The 21,075-nt window shown below is 68.4% G+C and carries 19 protein-coding genes and 1 pseudogene; 8 read left to right on the top strand and 12 right to left on the bottom strand.

What is annotated here, in order from left to right; genetic code table 11:
* The first annotated feature begins 43 nt into the window (after nucleotides 1–43).
* The 3 genes from lpdA to ACQCSX_RS00630 all read left to right on the top strand — a co-directional run bounded on the left by lpdA (nucleotide 44) and on the right by ACQCSX_RS00630 (nucleotide 3,772).
* Complete coding sequence (gene lpdA / locus ACQCSX_RS00640; RefSeq protein ID WP_427017209.1) at nucleotides 44–1,426, top strand: dihydrolipoyl dehydrogenase; 1,383 nt, start codon at nucleotides 44–46, stop codon at nucleotides 1,424–1,426.
* A 122-nt stretch (nucleotides 1,427–1,548) separates the two neighbouring features.
* Nucleotides 1,549–3,330, top strand: coding sequence for a 2-oxoglutarate dehydrogenase, E2 component, dihydrolipoamide succinyltransferase (gene sucB / locus ACQCSX_RS00635; protein WP_427017208.1), 1,782 nt, complete (start codon nucleotides 1,549–1,551; stop codon nucleotides 3,328–3,330).
* Nucleotides 3,331–3,418: 88 nt separating this feature from the next.
* Entirely contained in the window at nucleotides 3,419–3,772 is a 354-nt protein-coding gene (locus ACQCSX_RS00630; protein ID WP_427017207.1) for a hypothetical protein, read from the top strand.
* Between the two features lie 134 nt (nucleotides 3,773–3,906).
* Here ACQCSX_RS00630 and ACQCSX_RS00625 read toward each other — a convergent pair whose 3' ends face one another.
* Nucleotides 3,907–4,233, bottom strand: coding sequence for a VOC family protein (locus tag ACQCSX_RS00625; protein WP_427017206.1), 327 nt, complete (start codon nucleotides 4,231–4,233; stop codon nucleotides 3,907–3,909).
* 111 nt (nucleotides 4,234–4,344) lie between these two features.
* Here ACQCSX_RS00625 and ACQCSX_RS00620 point away from each other — a divergent pair, with 111 nt between their 5' ends.
* Nucleotides 4,345–4,791 (top strand): OsmC family protein, encoded by a 447-nt coding sequence (locus ACQCSX_RS00620; protein WP_427017205.1) that lies wholly within the window; start codon nucleotides 4,345–4,347, stop codon nucleotides 4,789–4,791.
* A gap of 66 nt (nucleotides 4,792–4,857) precedes the next feature.
* Here the strand turns inward: ACQCSX_RS00620 and ACQCSX_RS00615 are convergent, their stop codons facing one another.
* The 4 genes from ACQCSX_RS00615 to ACQCSX_RS00600 form a co-directional block, all read right to left on the bottom strand.
* Nucleotides 4,858–8,367: a S41 family peptidase gene (locus ACQCSX_RS00615; protein WP_427017204.1), complete on the bottom strand. Its 3,510-nt coding sequence runs from the start codon at nucleotides 8,365–8,367 to the stop codon at nucleotides 4,858–4,860.
* Between the two features lie 138 nt (nucleotides 8,368–8,505).
* Nucleotides 8,506–9,171, bottom strand: a complete 666-nt coding sequence (locus ACQCSX_RS00610) for an IS630 family transposase (protein ID WP_427017203.1) — start codon at nucleotides 9,169–9,171, stop codon at nucleotides 8,506–8,508.
* Nucleotides 9,172–9,175: 4 nt separating this feature from the next.
* Complete coding sequence (locus tag ACQCSX_RS00605) at nucleotides 9,176–9,658, bottom strand: helix-turn-helix domain-containing protein (protein WP_427015875.1); 483 nt, start codon at nucleotides 9,656–9,658, stop codon at nucleotides 9,176–9,178.
* Between the two features lie 69 nt (nucleotides 9,659–9,727).
* Complete coding sequence (locus ACQCSX_RS00600; RefSeq protein WP_427017202.1) at nucleotides 9,728–11,467, bottom strand: serine/threonine protein kinase; 1,740 nt, start codon at nucleotides 11,465–11,467, stop codon at nucleotides 9,728–9,730.
* Between the two features lie 246 nt (nucleotides 11,468–11,713).
* On the opposite strand from ACQCSX_RS00600, the gene lipB reads away from it, so the two are divergent.
* The 3 genes and pseudogenes from lipB (at nucleotide 11,714) to ACQCSX_RS00585 (ending at nucleotide 14,312) form a co-directional block, all read left to right on the top strand.
* Nucleotides 11,714–12,448 (top strand): lipoyl(octanoyl) transferase LipB, encoded by a 735-nt coding sequence (gene lipB, locus ACQCSX_RS00595; RefSeq protein WP_427017201.1) that lies wholly within the window; start codon nucleotides 11,714–11,716, stop codon nucleotides 12,446–12,448.
* Nucleotides 12,445–13,462: pseudogene (gene lipA, locus ACQCSX_RS00590) on the top strand (lipoyl synthase). Before lipB ends, lipA begins: the two are co-directional and overlap by 4 nt.
* An 85-nt stretch (nucleotides 13,463–13,547) precedes the next feature.
* A complete protein-coding gene (locus ACQCSX_RS00585; protein WP_427017200.1) occupies nucleotides 13,548–14,312 on the top strand; it encodes a DUF4191 domain-containing protein in 765 nt (254 codons plus the stop codon).
* Between the two features lie 85 nt (nucleotides 14,313–14,397).
* Here the strand turns inward: ACQCSX_RS00585 and ACQCSX_RS00580 are convergent, their stop codons facing one another.
* On the bottom strand, nucleotides 14,398–14,835 hold the full coding sequence (locus ACQCSX_RS00580) for an RDD family protein (RefSeq protein ID WP_427017199.1): 438 nt from the start codon (nucleotides 14,833–14,835) through the stop codon (nucleotides 14,398–14,400).
* A 179-nt stretch (nucleotides 14,836–15,014) separates the two neighbouring features.
* Between ACQCSX_RS00580 and glnA the strand changes: the two genes are divergently transcribed.
* Nucleotides 15,015–16,439: a type I glutamate--ammonia ligase gene (gene glnA, locus ACQCSX_RS00575; protein ID WP_427017198.1), complete on the top strand. Its 1,425-nt coding sequence runs from the start codon at nucleotides 15,015–15,017 to the stop codon at nucleotides 16,437–16,439.
* 80 nt (nucleotides 16,440–16,519) lie between these two features.
* On the opposite strand, the gene ACQCSX_RS00570 is transcribed toward glnA, so the two are convergent.
* The 6 genes from ACQCSX_RS00570 to ACQCSX_RS00545 all read right to left on the bottom strand — a co-directional run bounded on the left by ACQCSX_RS00570 (nucleotide 16,520) and on the right by ACQCSX_RS00545 (nucleotide 20,891).
* On the bottom strand, nucleotides 16,520–16,843 hold the full coding sequence (locus tag ACQCSX_RS00570; protein WP_427017197.1) for a cupin domain-containing protein: 324 nt from the start codon (nucleotides 16,841–16,843) through the stop codon (nucleotides 16,520–16,522).
* Between the two features lie 46 nt (nucleotides 16,844–16,889).
* Nucleotides 16,890–17,090 carry an AsnC family protein gene (locus ACQCSX_RS00565; protein WP_427017196.1) on the bottom strand — a complete coding sequence of 67 codons (201 nt, stop codon included), beginning with the start codon at nucleotides 17,088–17,090 and terminating at the stop codon, nucleotides 16,890–16,892.
* A 64-nt stretch (nucleotides 17,091–17,154) separates the two neighbouring features.
* Nucleotides 17,155–17,682 (bottom strand): GNAT family N-acetyltransferase, encoded by a 528-nt coding sequence (locus ACQCSX_RS00560; RefSeq protein ID WP_427017195.1) that lies wholly within the window; start codon nucleotides 17,680–17,682, stop codon nucleotides 17,155–17,157.
* A 17-nt stretch (nucleotides 17,683–17,699) separates the two neighbouring features.
* Nucleotides 17,700–18,611: a glutaminase gene (locus ACQCSX_RS00555; RefSeq protein WP_427018931.1), complete on the bottom strand. Its 912-nt coding sequence runs from the start codon at nucleotides 18,609–18,611 to the stop codon at nucleotides 17,700–17,702.
* Between the two features lie 121 nt (nucleotides 18,612–18,732).
* A complete protein-coding gene (locus ACQCSX_RS00550; RefSeq protein ID WP_427017194.1) occupies nucleotides 18,733–19,464 on the bottom strand; it encodes an amino acid ABC transporter ATP-binding protein in 732 nt (243 codons plus the stop codon).
* Entirely contained in the window at nucleotides 19,461–20,891 is a 1,431-nt protein-coding gene (locus tag ACQCSX_RS00545) for an amino acid ABC transporter substrate-binding protein/permease (RefSeq protein ID WP_427018930.1), read from the bottom strand. The genes ACQCSX_RS00550 and ACQCSX_RS00545 overlap by 4 nt, the downstream gene beginning before the upstream one ends.
* Nucleotides 20,892–21,075: the final 184 nt, after the last annotated feature.

Genomic DNA, 21,075 nt, shown 5'->3' with positions numbered 1-21,075 from the left:
CGCGCAATCCGCGCGCCACACAGACACGCGAGGGAGCGTTTAAGTGGCCGATCAGGCAGCTGCGCAAGAATTCGACATCCTGGTTCTCGGTGGTGGCAGTGGTGGTTACGCCACGGCACTGCGCGCCGTACAGCTGGGTTTCACCGTTGGTTTGGTTGAGAAGGCCAAGCTCGGTGGCACCTGCCTGCACAACGGATGCATCCCCACCAAGGCCCTGCTGCACTCGGCAGAGGTTGCCGACCACGCCCGTGAAGGTGCGAAGTACGGAGTCAACGTTGACTTCCACTCCATCGACATGACCGCGGTGAACGCCTACAAGGACGGCATCATTGCCGGCAAGTACAAGGGCCTGCAGGGGCTCATCAAGGGCAAGGGCATCACCGTCATCGAGGGTGAAGGCAAGCTGACCGCCGCCAACACCATCACGGTGAACGGCGTGGCCTACACGGGCAAGAACATCGTGCTCGCCACGGGTTCCTACTCCCGCTCGCTGCCGGGCCTGGAAATCGGCGGCCGGGTCATCACCTCCGACCAGGCGCTGACCATGGACTACGTGCCCAAGAGCGTCATCGTCCTGGGCGGCGGCGTCATCGGCGTCGAATTCGCTTCCGTCTGGAAGTCCTTCGGCGTGGACGTCACCATTGTGGAGGGCCTGCCGTCGCTGGTCCCCAACGAGGACCCGTCCATCATCAAGGTCCTCGAGCGCACCTTCAAGAAGCGCGGCATCAAGTTCAGCACCGGCACCTTCTTCCAGGGCGTCGAGCAGGATGCCAACGGCGTCAAGGTCACCCTGGTGGATGGCAAGACGTTTGAAGCCGAACTGCTGCTGGTGGCCGTGGGCCGTGGCCCGTCCACCGCTGGCCTGGGCTTCGAGGAGGCCGGAGTCACCATCGACCGCGGCTTCGTCATCACCAACGAGCGCCTGCACACCGGCGTCGGCAACGTCTACGCCGTCGGCGACATCGTCCCCGGTGTCCAGCTGGCCCACCGCGGCTTCCAGCAGGGCATCTTCGTGGCCGAGGAAATCGCCGGTCTGAACCCGGTGGTTGTCGAGGACATCAACGTCCCCAAGGTCACCTTCTGCGATCCCGAGATTGCCTCCGTTGGCCTGAACGAGAAGCAGGCCAAGGAGAAGTTCGGCGACGACGGCGTTGAGACGTCCGAGTACAACCTGGCCGGCAACGGCAAGAGCGCCATCCTGGGCACCGGCGGCATCATCAAGTTTGTCCGCGAAAAGAACGGTCCCGTGGTGGGCGTGCACATGATCGGCACCCGCGTGGGCGAGCAGATCGGCGAGGCACAGCTCATCGTGAACTGGGAAGCCTACCCGGAGGACGTGGCATCTCTGATCCACGCCCACCCGACGCAGAACGAGGCCCTCGGCGAGGCCGCCATGGCCCTGGCCGGACGCCCGCTGCACGGCTAAAAGAACCACCCTTGGTGCACCCGGCGCAACCCGCCGGGTGCACTAAGCTCAGAAACAACTTTTGAATCATTGGATTGCATGCTTGGCATGCGCATTGCTTATATAAGGAGAACGGGGACGAAATGTCTGAATCCGTGAACTTGCCCGCCCTGGGCGAAAGCGTCACCGAAGGTACCGTGACCCGGTGGCTGAAGCAGGTTGGCGACCGTGTCGAGGTTGACGAGCCCCTGCTGGAGGTCTCCACCGACAAGGTCGACACCGAAATCCCCTCTCCGATTGCCGGCGTCATCGAAGAAATCCTGGTGGCCGAGGACGAGACCGCCGAGGTTGGCGCTCCCTTGGTCCGCATCGGCACTGGCGACGGCGCCGCTGCCCCGGCTGCACCCGCTCCGGTGGCCGAGCCCGTCGAGACCCCGGCCCCGGCGGCCGCGTCTGCCGAGGCCCCGGCAGCTCCCGTCGAGGCCCCCGCTGCCGCTCCGGCAGCCGGCGGCGACACCCAGAATGTCACGCTGCCCGCACTGGGCGAGTCCGTCACCGAAGGCACCGTGACCCGCTGGCTGAAGGCCATCGGCGACGCCGTCGAGGTTGACGAGCCGCTGCTGGAGGTCTCCACCGACAAGGTCGACACCGAGATCCCCTCCCCCGTGGCCGGCATCCTGCTGGAGATCCGCGTGGCCGAGGACGAGACCGCCGAGGTTGGCTCCGTGCTGGCCGTCATCGGTTCCGCCGCCGCTGCCGCACCGGCCGCCGCCCCCGCAGCTCCGGCCCCCGTGGCCGCACCGGCACCTGTGGCTGCACCCCCCGCAGCTCCGGCCCCCGTGGCCGCACCGGCACCTGTGGCTGCACCCCCCGCAGCTCCGGCCCCCGTGGCCGCACCGGCACCTGTGGCTGCACCCCCCGCAGCTCCGGCCGCAGCCCCGGCACCCGTTGCCGCTCCGGCCGGTCCGGCTCCGGCAGCAGCACCGGCCGGCGCCGAGTCCAACTACGTGACCCCGTTGGTCCGCAAGCTGGCCAACCAGCACGGCGTGGACATTTCCACCGTCTCCGGCACCGGCGTCGGCGGACGCATCCGCAAGCAGGATGTCGTCGCCGCAGCCGATGCAGCCAAGGCCGCTGCTGCACCCGCACCGGCCGCCGCCGTAGCAGCACCGGCCAAGCCGGCCGCCGCCGCACCCTCCAGCCTGCGCGGCACCGTCGCCAAGGCTCCGCGCATCCGCCAGGTCATTGCCCGCCGCATGCGCGAGTCCCTGGATGTCTCCACCCAGCTGACCCAGGTCCACGAGGTCGACATGACCCGGATCGCCAAGCTGCGCAACTCCGCCAAGGGCTCCTTCCAGGCGACCAACGGCACCAAGCTGACGTTCCTGCCCTTCATCGCCAAGGCCGTGGCCGAGGCCCTGAAGGTGCACCCGAAGCTGAACGCCGAGTACAACGAGGACACCCAGGAGATCACCTACCACAACGCCGAGCACCTGGCCGTTGCGGTGGACACCGACAAGGGCCTGCTGGTCCCGGTCATCTCCAACGCCGGCGACCTGAACCTGGCCGGCCTGGCCGGCAAGATCGCCGACGTCGCCTCCCGCACCCGCTCGGGCAAGATCGGCCCGGATGAGCTCTCCGGCGGCACGTTCTCCATCACGAACATCGGCTCCGTGGGCGCCCTGTTCGACACGCCGATCATCAACCAGCCCCAGGTGGCCATCCTGGGCACCGGCGCAATCGTCAAGCGCGCCGTGGTGGTGGCCAACGCCGACGGCGATGACACCATCGCCATCCGCCACATGATGTACCTGTGCCTGACGTACGACCACCGCCTGGTGGACGGCGCGGATGCCGGACGCTTCATGCAGACCCTCAAGGCCCGCCTTGAAGAGGGCGAGTTCACCGCGGACCTGGGCCTCTAGGCTCTCCCCGCACACTTAGGGCTGCCTTCCCTTTCGGGGAAGGCAGCCCTAAGTGGTTTACAGACACATAGTCGCTAAACTGGTGGCTATGGATAACTTCTTTGTATATGTACTGCTGTTCCTGCACATCCTCGGCGCCGCGGCGATCGTGGGTGGCTGGTTTGCCACCTTCAAGAAGCCAACCATCCTCCCCATCCAGCTCTGGGGTGCCATTGCCCAGCTGGTGACAGGACTGGCGTTCGTCGGCATTGCCGGAGCCAGCCACACGGACATGAACTACGCGAAGATCGCCGTCAAGCTGGTCATCGCCATCGCCGTCCTGGTTCCGGCCATTCTGGGCTACCGCAAGGCCAAGGCGGGCCAGGAGATCTCCACCGGCCTGGCGCACGCCGTCGGCGGCATGGCCCTGATCAACATCGCCGTCGCCACCCTCTGGCACTAGCAGCCCCAACTGTGGTGCAGTAGTAGTTCTTCCGGGCTCCAGAAGTGGGCCCACGGCGGCGAGGGTCCCGAAGCGAGCTTGCGAGTTTCGGGAGCCGCCGGGGAACTGCTGCACCACAGTTTTTGTTTAAGGGGCTACTCGTTGGCCGGGCCGATGCAGAACTCGTTGCCGTCGGGATCGGCCAGCACATGCCAGTGGAAGGATCCGGACCACAGGTCCTCGATCTCCGTGGCGCCCAGGGCGACGGCCCGGGCGATGTCGGCCTCGACGTCGTCGGACCCGAAGTCCAGATGCAGCCGGCGGCGGCCCTCGGTGGCGCGCTCCACCTGCTGGAAGGCCAGCCGCGTTTCACCTGCCCGGCGGCCCAGCCAGATGAACACCTCGTGCTCGGCTTCGATGCCGGTTTCCAGATAGCTGGACCAGAAGGCGGCCAACGCCGGGGCATTGGTGGAATTGATCATGATAGATGACAGCGCTGGCATATGTCACACCCTAGTGGACGAAGCTGCACCACAGGCCCGCCAGCGCATAGGGTGGAGTCGCAAGGATCCATCAACACAAGGAGCCCCCTCATGGCCACTACACGCACAGCCCACACCGTCTGGAACGGCACCCTCTTCGACGGCGCCGGCCAGGTCACCCTGGACAGCTCCGGACTGGGCACCTACGACGTTACCTGGAAGGCCCGCGCAGAGCAGTCCGAGGGCAAGACCAGCCCCGAGGAACTGATCGCCGCAGCCCACTCCTCCTGCTTCTCCATGGCCTTCTCCCTTGCCCTCAGCGACGAGGGCTTCACGGCCGACGAGATCCAGACGACGGCGGATGTCACTTTCCAGCCCGGCGAGGGCATCACCGGCAGCCACCTGACCGTGAAGGCCTGCGTGCCCGGCCTGGGCCAGGAGGACTTCGCCCGCATCGCGGACGCCGCCAAGACCGGCTGCCCGGTCTCCGGCGCCCTGGCCGCCATCCCGATCACGCTGGACGCCGAGCTCGTCCCGCCGGTGGTTGTCACCCCGTAACGCAAGCAACGCAGACCAAAAAGCGCGCCCCGCCATTCGACGGGGCGCGCTTTTTGGTCTGCGGGGTTATTTCCCCTGCGGGCGGGGGGCCAGCTTGGCCGGTTTGAGCTTGCGGTAGCCAACCACCTCCGGCGGGCGCTCCGTGGGGATCTCCTTGAGCATCTCCTTGAGCACGCCGACGGCGGATTCCAGCTGGGGATCATCGCCGTTCATGTAGTCGTGCGGCGGGAAGGGCACCTCGATGTCCGGGTCCACGCCGTAGTTCTCCACGTTGAAGCCGGTGCCGCCGCGGAACCAGAAGGCGTAGCGCGGCTGGGTGACACCTGTGCCGTCGGCGAGCGAGAACTTGCCGTCGATGCCCACCACGCCGCCCCAGGTGCGCATGCCCACCACGGGGCCGATGCCGCGCAGCTTGGCCACCTGGGTGATGATGTCTCCGTCGGAACCGGCGAACTCGTCGGTCAGGATGACCACGGGGCCGCGCGGCGCCTGGGCCGGGTAGATGTAGGGCTGCTGGCCGCGGGCCATGCCCCACGCATCCATCCGGCGGGCCAGGCGCTCGGCCACCAACTGGGACGTATGCCCGCCGCGGTTGCGGCGGACGTCCACGATGAGCCCGTCCGCTGCCGTCTCGGTATCCAGATCGCGGTGCAGCTGCGCCCAGCCGTGGGCCTGCATGTCGGGGATGTGCAGGTAGCCGAAGCTGCCGTTGGAGGCCTGGCGGACCACCGAGCGGTTGCCGGCCACCCAGTCCTGGTAGCGCAGCCGGGCCTCGTCGGCCAGCGGCACCACCGCCACCCGGCGGATCCCGCGCACGCCGTCGCCGCCGGCCCTGGTCCGCACCGTCAGCTCCACCACGGTGCCGGCCGTTCCGGCCAGCAGCGCCGCAAGCCCCGGGCCGGCCACGTCCTTGCCGTTCACCTGGACAATCTCGTCCCCCGCGGCCAGCGCGACGCCGGCGGCCTGCAGGGGCGACACGGCCTGCGGGTCGGAGGATTCGCCGGGCAGGATGCGCACGATCTCGGCGCCTGTGGCGGTGGGCAGCAGATCCGCACCCAGGCGGCCCTGCGCTCCCCCGGTGGCGGCCGGGCGCGGGCTCACGTAGGCGTGCGAGGTGCCCAGCTCGCCGTGGACCTCCCAGAGCAGATCCACGAGGTCGTCGTGGCTGCCCAGGCGCTCCACGATCGGGCGGTAGCGGTCGTGGACCTCCTGCCAGTCCAGGCCGGCCATGTCGGCGGTCCAGTAGAAATCCCGCTGCAGCCGCCAAGCCTCCTCAAAGGCCTGGCCCCACACCTTCACGGGGTCCAGGTCCACCCGGATGCGCTCCAGGTCGACATCCACCCGCTCCGGGGACTCGGCGTCGGCGGGGGCATTGGTGGGGACCACCATGACCTGGCCCTGGCTGACGGCCACCAACCGCTTCCGGTCCCCCGTGGTCCGGTAGCGGTCGAGCTTTTCCACCAGCACTGTGGTCTTGGCCGTGGCCAGCTCAAAGCGTTCGAGCCGGCTGGAGGCCGGGCGGGCGGCGGTGGTGGCCCGGCCGTCGCCCAGCACCCCCTCGGCCCCGTCCACCATCCACAGCAAGGCCCCGTCCACGGCCGCCAGGTTGCGGTAGCCGCTCTGTGCCACGGGCACCCCCATGATGCGCGCGCCGATCCCCTCGGGATCGACGACGACGGCGGCCGGTGCCGCAGCGGCGTCCGCCTTCTCCGGCGCGGCCGCGCGGCCCGCCACGGAGGGCCCAAAGGGCGACTGCGTGCGGGACGCCAGCGCGATCAGGTACGGCTTGGTGGACTGCGGGAAACTCAGGTCAAAGGAATGGGTGTCGTAGACCGGGTCGAAGCTGCGGCGCGAGAGGAAGGCGACAAACTTTCCGTCCGGGGTGAAGTCGGCCGAGAAATCGCGGAACCGGCCGGCCGTGAGGTCGATGACGGGCGCATCGCCGGCCACGGGGGCCAGCCGGAGCTTGGTCCGGCCGTCGTCGCTGGTGACCGGATCAGCCCAGAGCAGCCAGGCGGAGTCCGGGCTGAACGCCAGCTCGGCCACCGCGTCGGCGTCCGAATGGGCCACCTCGCGCAGCGTTCCGCCGTCGACGTCCAGCAGCAGGACCTTGCCGAATTCGGTGCCGATGGCGGCAAACCTGCCATCCGGGCTGGTGGCGATCTGGCAGGCGCGGGTGGGCTCGGCAAAGTCGATCCGGCGCGCACCCTGCTGGCCACCGGCTGCGGGTGCCGGGCGTTCCGCGGCGGCAGGCACCGCGGCGGGCTTTTCCGCAGTGGATGCGGCGGCACCGGCGCTGGCCGGAACGGCTGCGCCAACCGGCCGGGGCAGCGGCACCGCGGCGGCCAGTGTGGAGTTCACGGCCGCGGCGGAGACGGGCCGGGGCAGTCCCTCCGCGGACGGTGCACCCTGCCCGGCTGCCGGCCCGGCTGCGCCGCCGGGAGCGGGAACCTCCGCTGCAGCGGCCGGGCGTCCCGTGTCCTCGCCGGGGCCCGCCAGATCCTTGATGTACAGCGCCTCCACACCATCGTGGTCGGCCACGTAGATGGCGCGGTCCCCGGCCAACGGGCGCACCAGCCGGGCGCGGACGCCGGGGACCGCCTCGAGGACCCGGGCGGGGCCGTCGCGGTGCGTCAGCCAGTGCACGGTCCCGTGCGTCTCCACCGCGCTGGCACGGCCGCTCTCGTCGGGGACCACCTCGCCCAGGTGCGCGGCGGCATCCAGCGGGCGCAGCCGCCGGCCAGTGGAGGCCGAACCCAGCGTGATCTCCAGCCGCCGCGGCTCGGCGTCGAGCCCGTCCAGCACAAAGAGGTGCCCGGCCGATTCGAAGACCACCCGGGTGCCGTCGGTGGCCGCATGGCGCACGTAGAACCCCTCGTGGTCCGTGTGGCGCCGCAGGGCACTGCCGTTGGGGAGCACCGAGTACAGGTTGCCGTGGCCCTCATGGTCGGAGAGGAAGGCGATCCGCCCGTCCACCCACAGCGGATCGGCCAGGTTGCCGTCCAGCTCGGGCACCAAACGGGCAAACTCGCCGGAGCCGTCCACGTCGATCCACAGCTTTCCGGCAGTGCCGCCGCGGTAGCGCTTCCACCAGGCCGGCTCGCGCGAGAGCACGGAGGAGACCACCACCGGACGTTCGTCGCCCACCTCGGGGCCGAACACCACCGAGTCCACCGGGCCGTAGGACAGCCGTTCGTCGCCGCTGCCGTCCAGGCGGACGGCATGGGCCCAGGTGTGCCGCGTGTCCGCCTGGTCGTGCGAGCTGGTGGCCACGACATCGCCCGAGGGGGTGAATCCGCGCACCTTGGTGCTGGCATGGCCCCAATGCGTCAGCCGGCGCAGGTCCCCGCCATCCACCGGCACGGTGACCACATCCGGCGCGCTGCCGCACACGACGGTCCAGACCAGGGCGGTGCCGTCGGGGGTGAACCGCGGGTTCCGGGCCGGCTGCCCGAGCGAGGACACGCGCCACGCACGGCCGCCGGCCAGCGGGGCCACCCAGACATCGTCCTCGGCCACAAAAGTGACCAGATCTCCATGGACATGCGGGTAGCGGAAATACTGTGAAGAGGTCATTTACGCATCTTAGCCAACACCCCCTGCCCCGGTGCGGCGGCGGCCCCGCGCGCCGCGGCCCGTCCCGGCTATGGCCCCGGGTCGCGCACCTCGCTGATCTGCCAGCGGCCGTCCTCGCGGACTAGTAGATCGTCGTCTCTAATATTCGGGGTATAGGTGGCGGAGCTTGGTGCGGGCGTCGCTGGTGGTGAAGTGCCAGTTCACCTGCCGCTGGTCGGCGTTGGTGCTGGCTTGCCAGGCGGCCAGTTCGTGGTTAAGTACGTCGAGGTCGTCGATGCGCCTGTCCAGGCATTGGCGGGTGAGGGCGGAGAGTTCGATCTCGGCGATGTTCAGCCAGGACCCGTGCTTGGGGGTGTGGTGGATCTCGAGTCGCTGGGCCAGGGCGTGGGCCTTGGCCGGTGCGAACGTCTCGTAGAGCGAGCCGATCGTGTGGGTGTTGAGGTTGTCCATCACCAGCACGACCTTCCCGGCGTCGGGGTAGTCGACGGTGAGCAGGCGCTCGACCTGGTGGGCCCAGTCGAGCATGGTGCGGCGGGATTGGGCGTCCACGTGCCGCCAGCCGGCCAGGGGCTCGACCCACACGAAGATCGAACACGTCCCGCACCGGACGTACTCCGAGTCCTCCTTGCGGTCGCGCCCGGGCGCGGCCGGGATCGGGTCCCGGGCGTGGGCGAGGAGCTGGTAGGGCTTCTCGTCCATGCACACCACCGGCCGATCCGGGTCGAAGGGCGTGGCGTAGATGTCCAGGACGTCTTCCATCCGGGCGGCGAACTCCCCGTTGGCGTGCGGGGGATGGTCCAGCACTGTTTCAGGTGGGGGCGAAGTTCCGTTTTTTTAAGACCCGCCCGATGGTGGAGTGGTCCAGGTCGGGGATGTCCTCGATGAGCGCGACGTGCTTCTCGAGCAGGCGCAGGCTCCACCGGTCCTTGCCCTCGGGAGGGGCGGAACAGGCCAGCGCGATCAGGCGGGCTTCGACCTCGCCGGTGACGGTCGGTTCCACCGGCGGCGTGGCCCGCTTCTTCCGGGTGATCGTGGCGACGACGTCGCCGCCCCGGTCGGCGTAGGCCTTGGAGACCTTAACGACCGTGTCAACGGCAACGCCGGCCCGCTCGGCCACCACCGTCTGGGCGGGAACCGGCCCGTGGCGGCCGGGGCTGTTCTCGTCCAGCTCGAGCAGGATCCTGGCCCGGCGAACCTGCTGGGCCGGATGCGAGCCCGTGCGGGTCAGAGCCGTCAGCAGCTGCCGCTCCGCCGGGCTGAGCGCCACCGGCCGCGACTTCGTCCTGGACATCGTGGTCTCGCTCCCGGCGGGCGGTCGGGGAAGAACCCGCCAGGAACATCATCCCTCCAACTGCGCACCTTAGCCACGACGATCTACTAGGACAAAGCGAAGATACTGGCTGGCCGACTCCTGGTGCGTGGACACCACGCGCGCCGCCGCATCCAGTTCGATGAACGGTCCCGTGGCGACGACGGCGTCGACCACGGCGCGGCCGCCGCCGGGCTCCGGCCCCGCAGCGGCCACGGCGGAAGCCTGGACCACGGTTGTCTCAAGCCCGCTGAACGAGTGGCCGGCGGCAGCCAGGGCGTTGGCCACCGCGGCATCCGCCGCCAGGGCCGGCGATCCGTCCGTATCCACCCATGCCAGCAGCTCCGGTTGGCCGGATCCCAGGGCGTAGGAGCGCAGCCAGGACAGGCCCGCCAGCGCCTGCGCCGGATCACCGGCGGCCAGCTGGCCCCTGACGGCATCCGGAAGCGCGGCAGCGGCCAGCGGATCCGCGGGGACCGCCGCGGCGGCGGGCCCGTCCGGCATCCTGGCATCGGCGGGGCCGCCCGGCCGCCAACTGAGCAGGCCGGCGCCGAGCCCCAGCAGCACGACGGCGCCGGCCGCCGCGGGGCGCAGCCACCGGTGCCGCTGGCGGTCCGCCGCCGGCACCGCAGCGCTGAAGGCCGTCCAGCGCCCGGACCGGGCCCGTGGCGGGTGCCCGGCGCGGGTGCCGTTGCGGGTGGCAGCGGGCACGTTGCGGGTGGTGCCGGTGGCCGGGACGGTGCCCGGCACCGCCCACCGGTGCCCGGCCGCGCCGCCACGACCCAATCCGGCGGCCGCGAGCACGTTCGCGGCAGGGCGGGATGCCGGACCCGGGCGGGCCCCGGGGACCGGCGGGGCAGGCTGTGGGGCAGCCGAGGCGCTGCTGTCGTGCCACGGCACCCGCCGCCAGGCCTCGGGACGCCCGCGGCGGCGCCGGATCCAGCCTGCGGCCCCCGAGCGCAGCCGCGGCCACCAGCCGGGCTCTGCTCCGCTCCACTGGCTGCGGGCGGGCACCGCCGCCCGGCGGGTCAGCAGCTCGGGCAGCACTGACGGGTGGACGGCCAGGGCCAGGTCGACGGGCTCGGCCGGGGCGCTGCGGTACACCGCCTGGGCCAGCTCAAGGGCCGTGGGGCGCTGGGCCGGATCCTCGCGCAGGGCCGCCTCCAGGGCAGCGGCCAGCTCCGCGGGGACGCCCGGCACCAGCATCGGCAGCGGCGGGCGGTCCAGCGCCGGGGCCGGAACCTGGCCCGTCAGCGCGTACCACCCGAGCGCGGCCGCGGCCCGAACGTCGGCGGCCGCGCTCAGGCGCACCTCCGAGGCCGAGGCAAACCCCGCCGTCCCCAGCACGGCGGCGCCGCTCTCGCCCAGCAGCCGGCCCAGGCCAAAGTCGGCCAGCACCGGTTTGCCGTGCGCGGTGAAGAGCATATTGGCCGGCGAGACGTCACCGTGCCACACGCCTTCGCCATGCAGGTAGCCGAGCACCTGTGCCAGGGGCGTGAGGACCGTGACGCATTCGCCCACCCCCAGCGCCCCGCGGGCCGCCACCACCTCCGCCAGCGAGCCCCCGGCGGCGCACTCCATCAACAGGGCCCGTCCGCCCTGCCACGGCCCGGCCAGTGCCGCGACGCCGTGCATGGCCAGCAGGTGCTCGTGGCGGTACCGGGAGAGGATGCGCAGTTCCCGCTCCCATCCGGACCCGCCGCCGGCAGAGTGCCCCGCGCCGGGAAGGCCCGCCCCGGCCGGCGGGCCCAGGCCGGCCGGGGGGGGGGGGGGGCAGGCGGCGGAAAGCACTTGGCCGCCAATGCCGTCCCACCACCGTCGGGGCGCACGAGCCACGTGCTGGCGCTGGATCCTCGGCCCAGCAGCCGCTCCACGCCGTAGCCGCGCAGCTGGGGCGGATCTGCTGGTTCATTCCACGGCTGGAAACTGTCCATCCCTCAGTGATAACCCAGATTCTGCTTCTCCGCAGAAGTTATCCACAGACAGATGACACGGACCGATTTAGGGCTGGGGTGCAGGGCGTCTACCCTTGATCTCATGACTCTTGAGTACACTGAGGTCGGCCTTGCCCCGAAGTTCGTTGATTACATGCAGGCCTGGGACATCCAGCGCGGTCTCCACGAAGACGTGGTCGCCGGATCTGCACCCAGCACAGTGCTGTTCCTTGAACACGCCGCCGTCTACACCGCAGGGAAGCGCACGGAGGACCATGAACGGCCCTTCGACGGCACGCCCGTCATCGCCGTCGACCGCGGCGGCAAGCTGACCTGGCACGGCCCCGGCCAGCTGGTGGCCTACCCCATCGTCAAATTGAAGGACCCCCACGGCATCCGTGAGTACGTGTGGGTGCTGGAGGACATCATCATCTCCACGCTCGCCAGCGTCGGCCTCACCGGCACCCGCGTGGACCGCCGGGCCGGCATCTGGATCGAGGCCGACGAACGCGGCCCCACCCGCAAGATCGCCGCCATCGGCATCCGCGTCCACAACGGTGTGACCATGCACGGCATTGCCATCAACGCCAACAATGATCTGGCCCCGTATGGCCAGATCATTGCCTGCGGCATCTCCGATGCCGGAACCACCACCATTGCCGCAGAAACCGGCCGCGACATTTCCCCGGCGGACCTGCTCGCCACCCTCATTGAGGAATTCCGCTCGCGCGAAGATGCGCTCGTCGGCATTGACGACACAACGCGCGACGGCGGATCCCCCGAGTCAACCACCGGGACGGAAGCCGAGCTTTCCCCCGCAGAAGGAGCAGCACTGTGACGCTGGCACCCGAAGGCCGCAAGATGCTGCGCATCGAAGCGCGCAACGCCGCCACCCCGGTCGAGCGCAAACCCGACTGGATCAAGGCCAAGGTCTCCATGGGCCCGGAATACATCGCCATGAAGAACCTGGTCAAAAAGGAGGGCCTGCACACCGTCTGCGAGGAGGCGGGCTGCCCGAACATCTTCGAATGCTGGGAGGACCGCGAGGCGATTTTTTTTGATCGGCGGCTCCGAATGCACCCGCCGCTGCGACTTCTGCCAGATCGACACCGGCAAACCCTCCCCCATCGACCGGTTCGAACCCACCAAGGTCGCCCGCTCCGTGGTGAAGATGAACCTGCGCTACGCCACCGTCACCGGCGTCGCCCGCGACGACCTCGCCGACGAGGGCACCTGGCTGTACGCCGAAACCGTGCGGAAAATCCACGAACTGAACCCCAACACCGGCGTCGAGCTGCTCATCCCGGACTTCTCCGGCAACCCCGAGCACATCGCCGCGATCTGCGACTCCGCCCCGGAGGTGTTCGCGCACAACGTGGAGACCGTGCCCCGGATCTTCAAGCGGATCCGCCCCGCGTTCCGCTACGACCGCTCCCTGGACGTTCTCACCCAGGGCCGGGACCACGGCATGGTCACCAAGTCCAACCTGATCCTGGGCATGGGCGAAACCCGGGCGGAGATCTCCGAGGCCCTCGCGGACCTGCACGGGGCCGGCTGCGACCTTCTCACCATCACCCAGTACCTGCGCCCCTCCGAACGGCACCTGCCCGTGGACCGGTGGGTCAAGCCCCAGGAGTTCGTCGAGCTCGCCGCCGAGGCCGAGGAGCTGGGCTTCCTGGGCGTCATGTCCGGACCCCTCGTGCGCTCCTCCTACCGGGCCGGCCGGCTCTGGGCCACCGCGATGCGCAAGAAGGGCCGCGACATCCCCGCCCACCTGGCCCACATCGCCGAGGGCATTCAGGACTCCGGCACCACCCGCCAGGAGGCCGCCACCCTCCTCGCCGGACACTAACCCGGCCACCGGTTCCAAGCCCGGCACACGCCGGGCGTTCGCCCACCGATCAACTCCGCAAAGAACGGCTAGAATTAACACCACTATGGCCAAATCCTCTGATTCCGCACCCACCAGCTCCGACGCCCCCAAGCGCTCGCTCTTCTCCCGCAAGCCCAAAGAGGCCGTCGCCAAGAAGCCCAAGCAGCCGGGCCGCGTGAAGCAGATGGTGGAAATCTTTAAGATGACCCGCCGCTACGACAAGAACGTCGTATGGCTGATGCTGCTGGTGTTCCTTGCCGTTGTGGGCTTCTCCCTGGCCGTTGGCTTCCTGGTGGGCAACTGGATCACGGCACTGATCCTCGGCATCCCGGTGGGCCTGCTGCTGGCGCTGATCGTCATGTCCCGCCGCGCCGAGAAGGCCGCGTTTGCCCAGATCGAGGGCAAGCCCGGCGCCGCCGGTGCCGCCATGAACTCGCTGCGCCGCGGCTGGATCGTCGAAGAGCAGCCGGCCGCCGTCAACCCGCGCACCCAGGACGTCGTCTTCCGCGCCATCGGACGCCCCGGCGTCGTGCTGGTCACCGAGGGGCCGTCCACCCGGGTGAAGACCCTGGTCGACGCCGAGCGCCGCCGTCTGGCGCGCATCCTGCCCAACGTCACCATCCACGTGCTGGAGACCGGCCGCGGTGAGGGCCAGATCGAGCTCAGCAAGCTGACCAAGACCATGCAGAAACTCAAGCCGGAGCTGACCAAGATTGAGGTGGGTGCCGTCAACAAGCGCATCTCCTCCATGGGTTCCGCGCTGCCGATCCCCAAGGGCATCGACCCCTACAAGGCCCGCCCCGACCGCAAGGCAGCACGCGGCCGCTAAGGTCCACCAGTCTTAAACGTGTGAGGGCGTTCCCGTGGGGAACGCCCTCACACGTTTAAGACTGCTTTGTTACCTGCGCATCGGTTCAGCGGCGGACGAGGATTGTTTTCATCGCGCGGTCGTGCAGGCCGCGATGGTCGGCATCGCCAATCACTGCCGGCACCACCAGGCACAGCAGCAGCGCCCGCACCAGGCCCGCCAGCAGGCCAGCGGGGCCGCCGTCGAGCCTCACCACCTGGATACCGGCAATGCGGTGCCCGATGCTGTAGCCCAGCGTTCCCACCAGCAGCGTCTGCTCGAGGGCGAAGATGCCCAGAATGGCCATCGAATTGTCGCCAAAAAGCATGTGCGCAATCAGGTAGGAAAGGCCCCAATCGATGCACAGCGCCAGGATCCGGCGGCCGGCGCGGGCCATGGAACCATGTCCGGACTCTGGACGCCCCAGCCGCTCGCCGGGATATTTGGATATGTTAGAGGTGTCCGGGCCACTCAGCCAGGAGCCAATGTCTTTGCGATCTACCACCTATCAAGACTACTGGTAGGGAGCTGGGACGCATCCGGCGCCGGCCCGGAGGACTCTGTAACGTCCCGGAAACAAACCGGACACGATTGAGTAATGCCGCTTCTCTAGGGTTGTCAACAGTTGCAGTTGCACATGCGGCCGAACACCGGCCGGTTTCGAAGTATGCCAAAGGAGCATAGATGTTCAAGAACGCGGACGAAGTCCTCAAGTTCATCAAAGACGAAGATGTAAAGTTCGTCGACATTCGCTTTACCGACCTCCCGGGTGTACAGCAGCACTTCAACGTGCCGGCCAAGACTGTGGATGCAGATTTCTTCATCAACGGCCAGCTTTTCGATGGTTCCTCCATCCGCGGCTTCCAGGGCATTGCCGAATCGGACATGCAGCTGATCCCGGACCCCACCACGGCGTTCGTCGACACCTTCCGTGTTGAGAAGACCCTGGCCCTGAACTTCTCCATCGTGAACCCGCGCACCGGCGATCCGTACCACCGCGACCCGCGCGGCGTGGCCGAAAAAGCCGAGGCCTACCTGGCCTCCACCGGCATTGCCGACACCGCATTCTTCGGCGCCGAGGCCGAGTTCTTCGTCTTCGACAACGTCCAGTACGAGTCCTCCCCGCAGGGTTCCTTCTACAAGATCGACTCCGAAGAGGCCCACTGGAACACCGGCCGCGAGGAAGAGGGCGGAAACCTCGGCTACAAGACCCCCGTCAAGGGCGGTTACTTCCCGGTTGCCCCCGTTGACCACCAGGCCGACCTGCGCGATGCCATGTGCATCGAGCTCGACGCCGCCGGCCTTGAGGTTGAGCGCTCCCACCACGAGGTTGGCTCGGCCGGCCAGGCGGAGATCAACTACAAGTTCAACACGCTGGTCCACGCAGCCGATGATCTGCAGACCTTCAAGTACGTCATCAAGAACACCGCCTGGCAGTGGGGCAAATCCGCCACGTTCATGCCCAAGCCGGTCTTCGGAGACAACGGCTCGGGCATGCACTGCCACCAGTCGCTGTGGTCCAACGGCGAGCCGCTCTTCTACGACGAGAAGGGCTACGCCGGCCTGTCCGACATGGCCCGCTGGTACATCGGCGGCCTGCTCAAGCACTCCTCCGCAGTGCTGGCCTTCACCAACCCGACGGTGAATTCCTACCGCCGCCTGGTCAAGGGCTTCGAGGCTCCGGTCAACATGGTCTACTCACAGGGCAACCGCTCCGCCGGCATCCGCATCCCGATCACGGGCTCCAACCCGAAGGCCAAGCGCCTCGAGTTCCGCGCACCGGACCCCTCCTCCAACCCGTACCTGGCCTTCGCTGCCCAGCTGATGGCCGGCCTGGACGGAATCAAGAACCGGATCGAACCCCCGGCTCCGATCGACAAGGACCTCTACGAGCTGCCCGCCGAGGAAGCCAAGGACATCCCTAAGGCTCCGGGCTCCCTCGAGGAGGCACTGGAGGCCCTGCGCGAGGACAACGAGTTCCTGCAGGCCGGCGGCGTCTTCACCCAGGACCTGATCGACACCTGGATCGAGTACAAGTACGAGAACGAGATCAAGCCGCTCTCGCTGCGCCCGAACCCGTACGAGTTCGAGCTCTACTACGGCGTGTAACCACCACTGCAATTCGTCCGGCGGCGGCACCCATCCGGGTGCCGCCGCCGGCGTTTAACGCACGATCAGATATCCACGATTCACGGCACCGCCGTCACGGCCGTGAGCAGGAACACCGCATCCTCCAGTGCCTCCACCGCATGCCGTTCCTGCGGAACCACCGCTAGCTGGCCTTCGCCGAGCACCAGCCGTCCGCCGGCGGACACCACCGCGATGGAGCCCTCCAGGACGTACAGGGTGGCGGCATGGGGTGCGTTGTGTTCGCCCATGGACACGCCCTCCTTCAGCGCCAGCACCGTTTGGCGCAGCGGCCCGTCCTGGGCCACCAGCACGGCGCTGCGGCCATGCTCCGACGCCATGGCGGCGCGCAAATGGTCCTTGGCGATGGCATTGAGATCGGTCATGGCAGCCTCCCTGGTGCGGTCCTTGCCACCAGCGTAACCCCCGCCGTCAGCGCTTGCCGTACTTCTTGTGCACGGCCTGTTTGCTCACGCCCAGGCACACCGCAATGGCCTCCCAGGAGAGCCCGGCCGCCCGCGCGCGCAGCACGGCCTCCGTCTCGGTCCGGGCCAATTCCTTGTGCAGTTCGGCGACGGCACCCAGCACCTCCGCGGGCCCCCTGCCGTCCATCGATCCCACCAGCGTCTTCATCCGCTCCACCTCCATTTCAATTCCACCTCCATCCGTCAACCGTAGTTGACGCCGGACCCGGACGTCAATGGAAGTTGACGGGGCGGTCCCGGAACGGGGCGAACATGGTCCGCTGCGGGCCGGAACGGCCGCCCAGGAATTGGCCGCGGTCGGCATAGCCGGCCCGTTCGTAGGCCTTGATGCCGGCCAGATTGAGTTCATTGACGTCCAGCACGACTCCGGTGGCGGCCAGGTCCAGCTGGTGCGCCAGGTCCGCGGCCAGCACGACGGCGGTGCGGGCGGCCATGGTGCCGTAGCCCAGCCCCTGGTGGCTGCTGTCGATCAGGACCCCGCGCAGCAGAACGGCGCCGTCGTCGTCGGGCCAGCCGGCGTCCGTGGCGGCGCCGACGTGCAAGGTGCCCACACCCACCGTCTCCTGCCCGGCCACGATGCTGAAGGGGTGCCGGGCGTCAATTCCCAGCGCCCTGGCGGTCATCTCCCCGGCGTCTCCCACATAGATGTCCTGGCCAGGGGCCAGCACCAACCGGCCAATGCGCTGCAGCTCGTCTTCGCGCGCCCCGGGCGCCAGCCTCTTGATCTCCAGCAATTCCACGCCGCAGGCCGCCGCCATCAGAAGACGGACCAGCCCGTGCGGGTGGTGAACTCGTCCAGGGCCGCCACGCCGGCCACCGAGTTCCCGTTCGGGCCCAGTGCCGGGCTCCATACGCAGATGGAGCACTTGCCGGGCACCACGGCGATGATGCCGCCGCCCACGCCGCTCTTGCCGGGCAGGCCCACCCGGTAGGCGAATTCGCCGGCGGCATCGTAGGTGCCGCAGGTCAGCATGACGGCATTGACCCGCTTGCTCTGGCTGGGCGAAAGGAAGGCCGTACCGTCGGAGGCGACGCCGTTGCGGGCCAGAAAGCGGCTCGCCAGCGCCAGGTCCGCGCAGCTCATTTCCAGCGCGCACTGGCGGAAGTAGTGCTCCAGCACCTCGTCCACGGGGTTTTCCAGATTGCCGTAGCTGGCCAGCATGTGCGCCATCGAGGCGTTGCGGTGGCCATTGGCCGCCTCCGACGCGGCCACCCGCTCATCCACGCCCACGGCCGGGTTGCCGCTTTCCGTGCGCAGCAGCGCCGTGACAGCCCCGGCGGCATCGCGGGTGAGCGTCTGCAGCCGGTCCGTCACCACCAGGGCACCGGCGTTGATGAAGGGGTTGCGGGGAATGCCGTTCTCGGCCTCCAGCTGGACCAGCGAATTGAACGGCGTGCCGGAGGGCTCGCGGAAGACCCGCCGCCAGATTGCATCCCCCTCGCGGGAGAGCACCAGCGCCAGCGAGAAGACCTTGGAGATGCTCTGGATGGAGAAGGGGCGCTGCCAATCCCCCGCCCCGTAGACGGGGCCGTCGGCCATGGCGACGGAGATGCCGAACTGCCCCGGTGCGACGGCGCCCAGCCCGGGGATGTAGTCGGCCACGTGGCCCTCCCCCAGCAACGGCTCCACGGTGGCCGCAATGTCGTCGAGAAGCCGCTGGATGTCCACGTCCGGCCCACCTGCCTGGTTCACAAAATCCACCTTCCCAGCATGCCAGCGGCGCGCCGGCCCGGTGGATTTCACCGGCCGGGCGCGCCGCCGTCGAATAGTTGAAAAGCCCGGACGGGTCCTAGAGGACCTTGGCCAGGAAGTCCTGCAGGCGCGGCTGCTGGGCGTTGGAGAAGATGGCCTCCGGGCTGCCCTGTTCGCAGATGACGCCGTCGGCCATGAAGATCACCCGGTCGGAGACCTCGCGGGCGAAGCCCATCTCGTGCGTGACGACCACCATGGTCATGCCCTCCCCGGCCAGGTCCTTGATGACCTGCAGCACCTCGCCCACCATCTCCGGATCCAGGGCGCTGGTGGCCTCGTCGAAGAGCATGATGCCGGGGTTCATGGCCAGCGCGCGGGCGATGGCCACGCGCTGCTTCTGGCCGCCGGAAAGCGACGCCGGACGGGCATCGGCCTTCTCGGACAGACCCACGCGCTTGAGCAGCTCCATGGCCTTGGCACGGGCGCCGGCCTTGTCGGACTTCTTCAGCTCCACCGGGGCCAGCATGATGTTCTCGATGACCGTCATGTGCGGGAAGAGGTTGAAGTGCTGGAACACCATGCCAATGTTCTGGCGGACGGCGTTGAGGTCCACCTTGGGATCCGTGAGGTCGAATCCGTTCACCACTACGTGGCCGCCGGTGATGTCTTCGAGCTTGTTCAGGCAGCGCAGGAACGTGGATTTGCCCGAGCCGGAGGGCCCGATCACGCAGACCACCTCGCCCTCGGCCACTTCAACGTCAATCCCCTTCAGAACCTCGTTGGATCCGAAGGACTTCTTCAGCCCGGTGACGTGGATCTTGGCGCTCATTTGTTGAACTTCCTGTCCAGAACGTTGGAGAGCTGGGTGAGCAGCGTGATGACGATGAAGTAGATGGCGCCCACGATCAGCAGCGTCTCACCGGTGCGGAAGTTGGACGCGTAGATCTGCTGGCCGGCGTAGGTCAGCTCGGCAAAGCCGATCACGGCGAGCAGCGAGGTGTCTTTGAGCGTGATGACGAACTGGTTGATGAACGAGGGCGTCATGATCTTGACCGCCTGCGGCACAATCACCCGGCGCATCGAGGTGACGTAGCTCAGGCCCAGGCTCCGGCTGGCCTCCAGCTGGCCGGGGTCCACGGACTGGATGCCGCCGCGGACGATTTCGGTCATGTAGGCGCCGGCGTTCAGGCTCAGCGTCAGCACGCCGGCGGTGAGGACATCGATGGGCACGCCCGTCATCTGTGGGAGGCCGAAGTAGAAGAAGAACGCCTGCACCAGCAGCGGGGTGCCGCGGAAAATGGCGACATAGATGGTGGCCACGCCGCGGAGGACCTTGTTCTCGCCCACCTTGAAGAAGCCGAACACGAGGCCCAGCACCAGGGCAATGACCAGGGACAGCGCCGTCGCCAGCAGGGTCAGGCCTAGGCCCTTCATCAGGGCGGGGAAGGAATTGGCCAGCAGCGAGAAGAAGTTGGTGTTCGCCGCCTGCGAGGGGTCCTTCAGGTAGACGTCGAGGATCTTCTGGTACTCGCCGTTGGCCTTCAGCTCGGCCAGCCCGGTGTCGAAGGCGGCCAGCAGGTCCGCGTTCTTGTCCTTGTTGACGGCAAAGCCGTAGGAACTGCCGGCCTCCTTGGCGGTGACGGCCTTGAGCCCGTTGTTCTGGCTGATGCCATAGGCCAGGACGGGGTAGTCGTCGAACACGGCCACGGAGTTGCCGGCCTTGACGTCGTCGTACATGGTGGCCGACTGGTCCAGCGCCTTGACCGTGAAGTTGTACTTGTCCTTGATGGAGTTGGCGAAGGTCTCGCCCTCGCTGCCCCGCTTGACGGCGACATTCTTGCCGGCCAGGTCCGCGTAGGACTTGATGTCGTTGTTGCTCTTGGCCACGGCCATCTGGATGCCGGAATCGAAGTACGGGTCGCTGAAGTCAAAGATCAGCTTGCGCTTGTCCGTGATGGACATGCCGGCAATGACGCCGTCCACCTGGTTGGACTGCAGGGCCTGCAGGGCGGCGTCGAAGCCGAGGGACTTCACATTGACGGTGAAGCCCTGGTTCTTGGCGATCGCCTGGAGCAGGTCCATGTCGATGCCCACCAGGTCGCCGGAGCCGTTGCGGAACTCGAACGGGGCGAACGTGGTGTCGGTGCCGATGGTGAAGGTCTTGCCCTTCACATCTGCGGGGGCACTGGCGGGCAGTGCGGACTGGTGTCCGGGGACCGCGGCGGAGGCTGATGCCAGGCCGAGGAACAGCGCCATGACGGTCAGCAGCGCGCCGAGTGCGGCCCGCCCGCGTCTGGTGGCCAAGCGATATGCGTACAAGGTCAAAGACCATCCTTTGTATCGGTGGGGAGGGGCTGCCATGGCACTGCTGCGGGCACGCCAAATGCCGGCACCACGCATGGCTCTCGTAGATTCTATGCGTTGTGCCGGTTGGCCCGGC

The organism is Pseudarthrobacter sp. P1 (assembly GCF_050156935.1).
In the GTDB taxonomy this organism is placed as follows: domain Bacteria; phylum Actinomycetota; class Actinomycetes; order Actinomycetales; family Micrococcaceae; genus Specibacter.
Note: the sequence above shows the minus strand (reverse complement) of the source record. Positions and strands in the feature narration are given on the sequence as shown.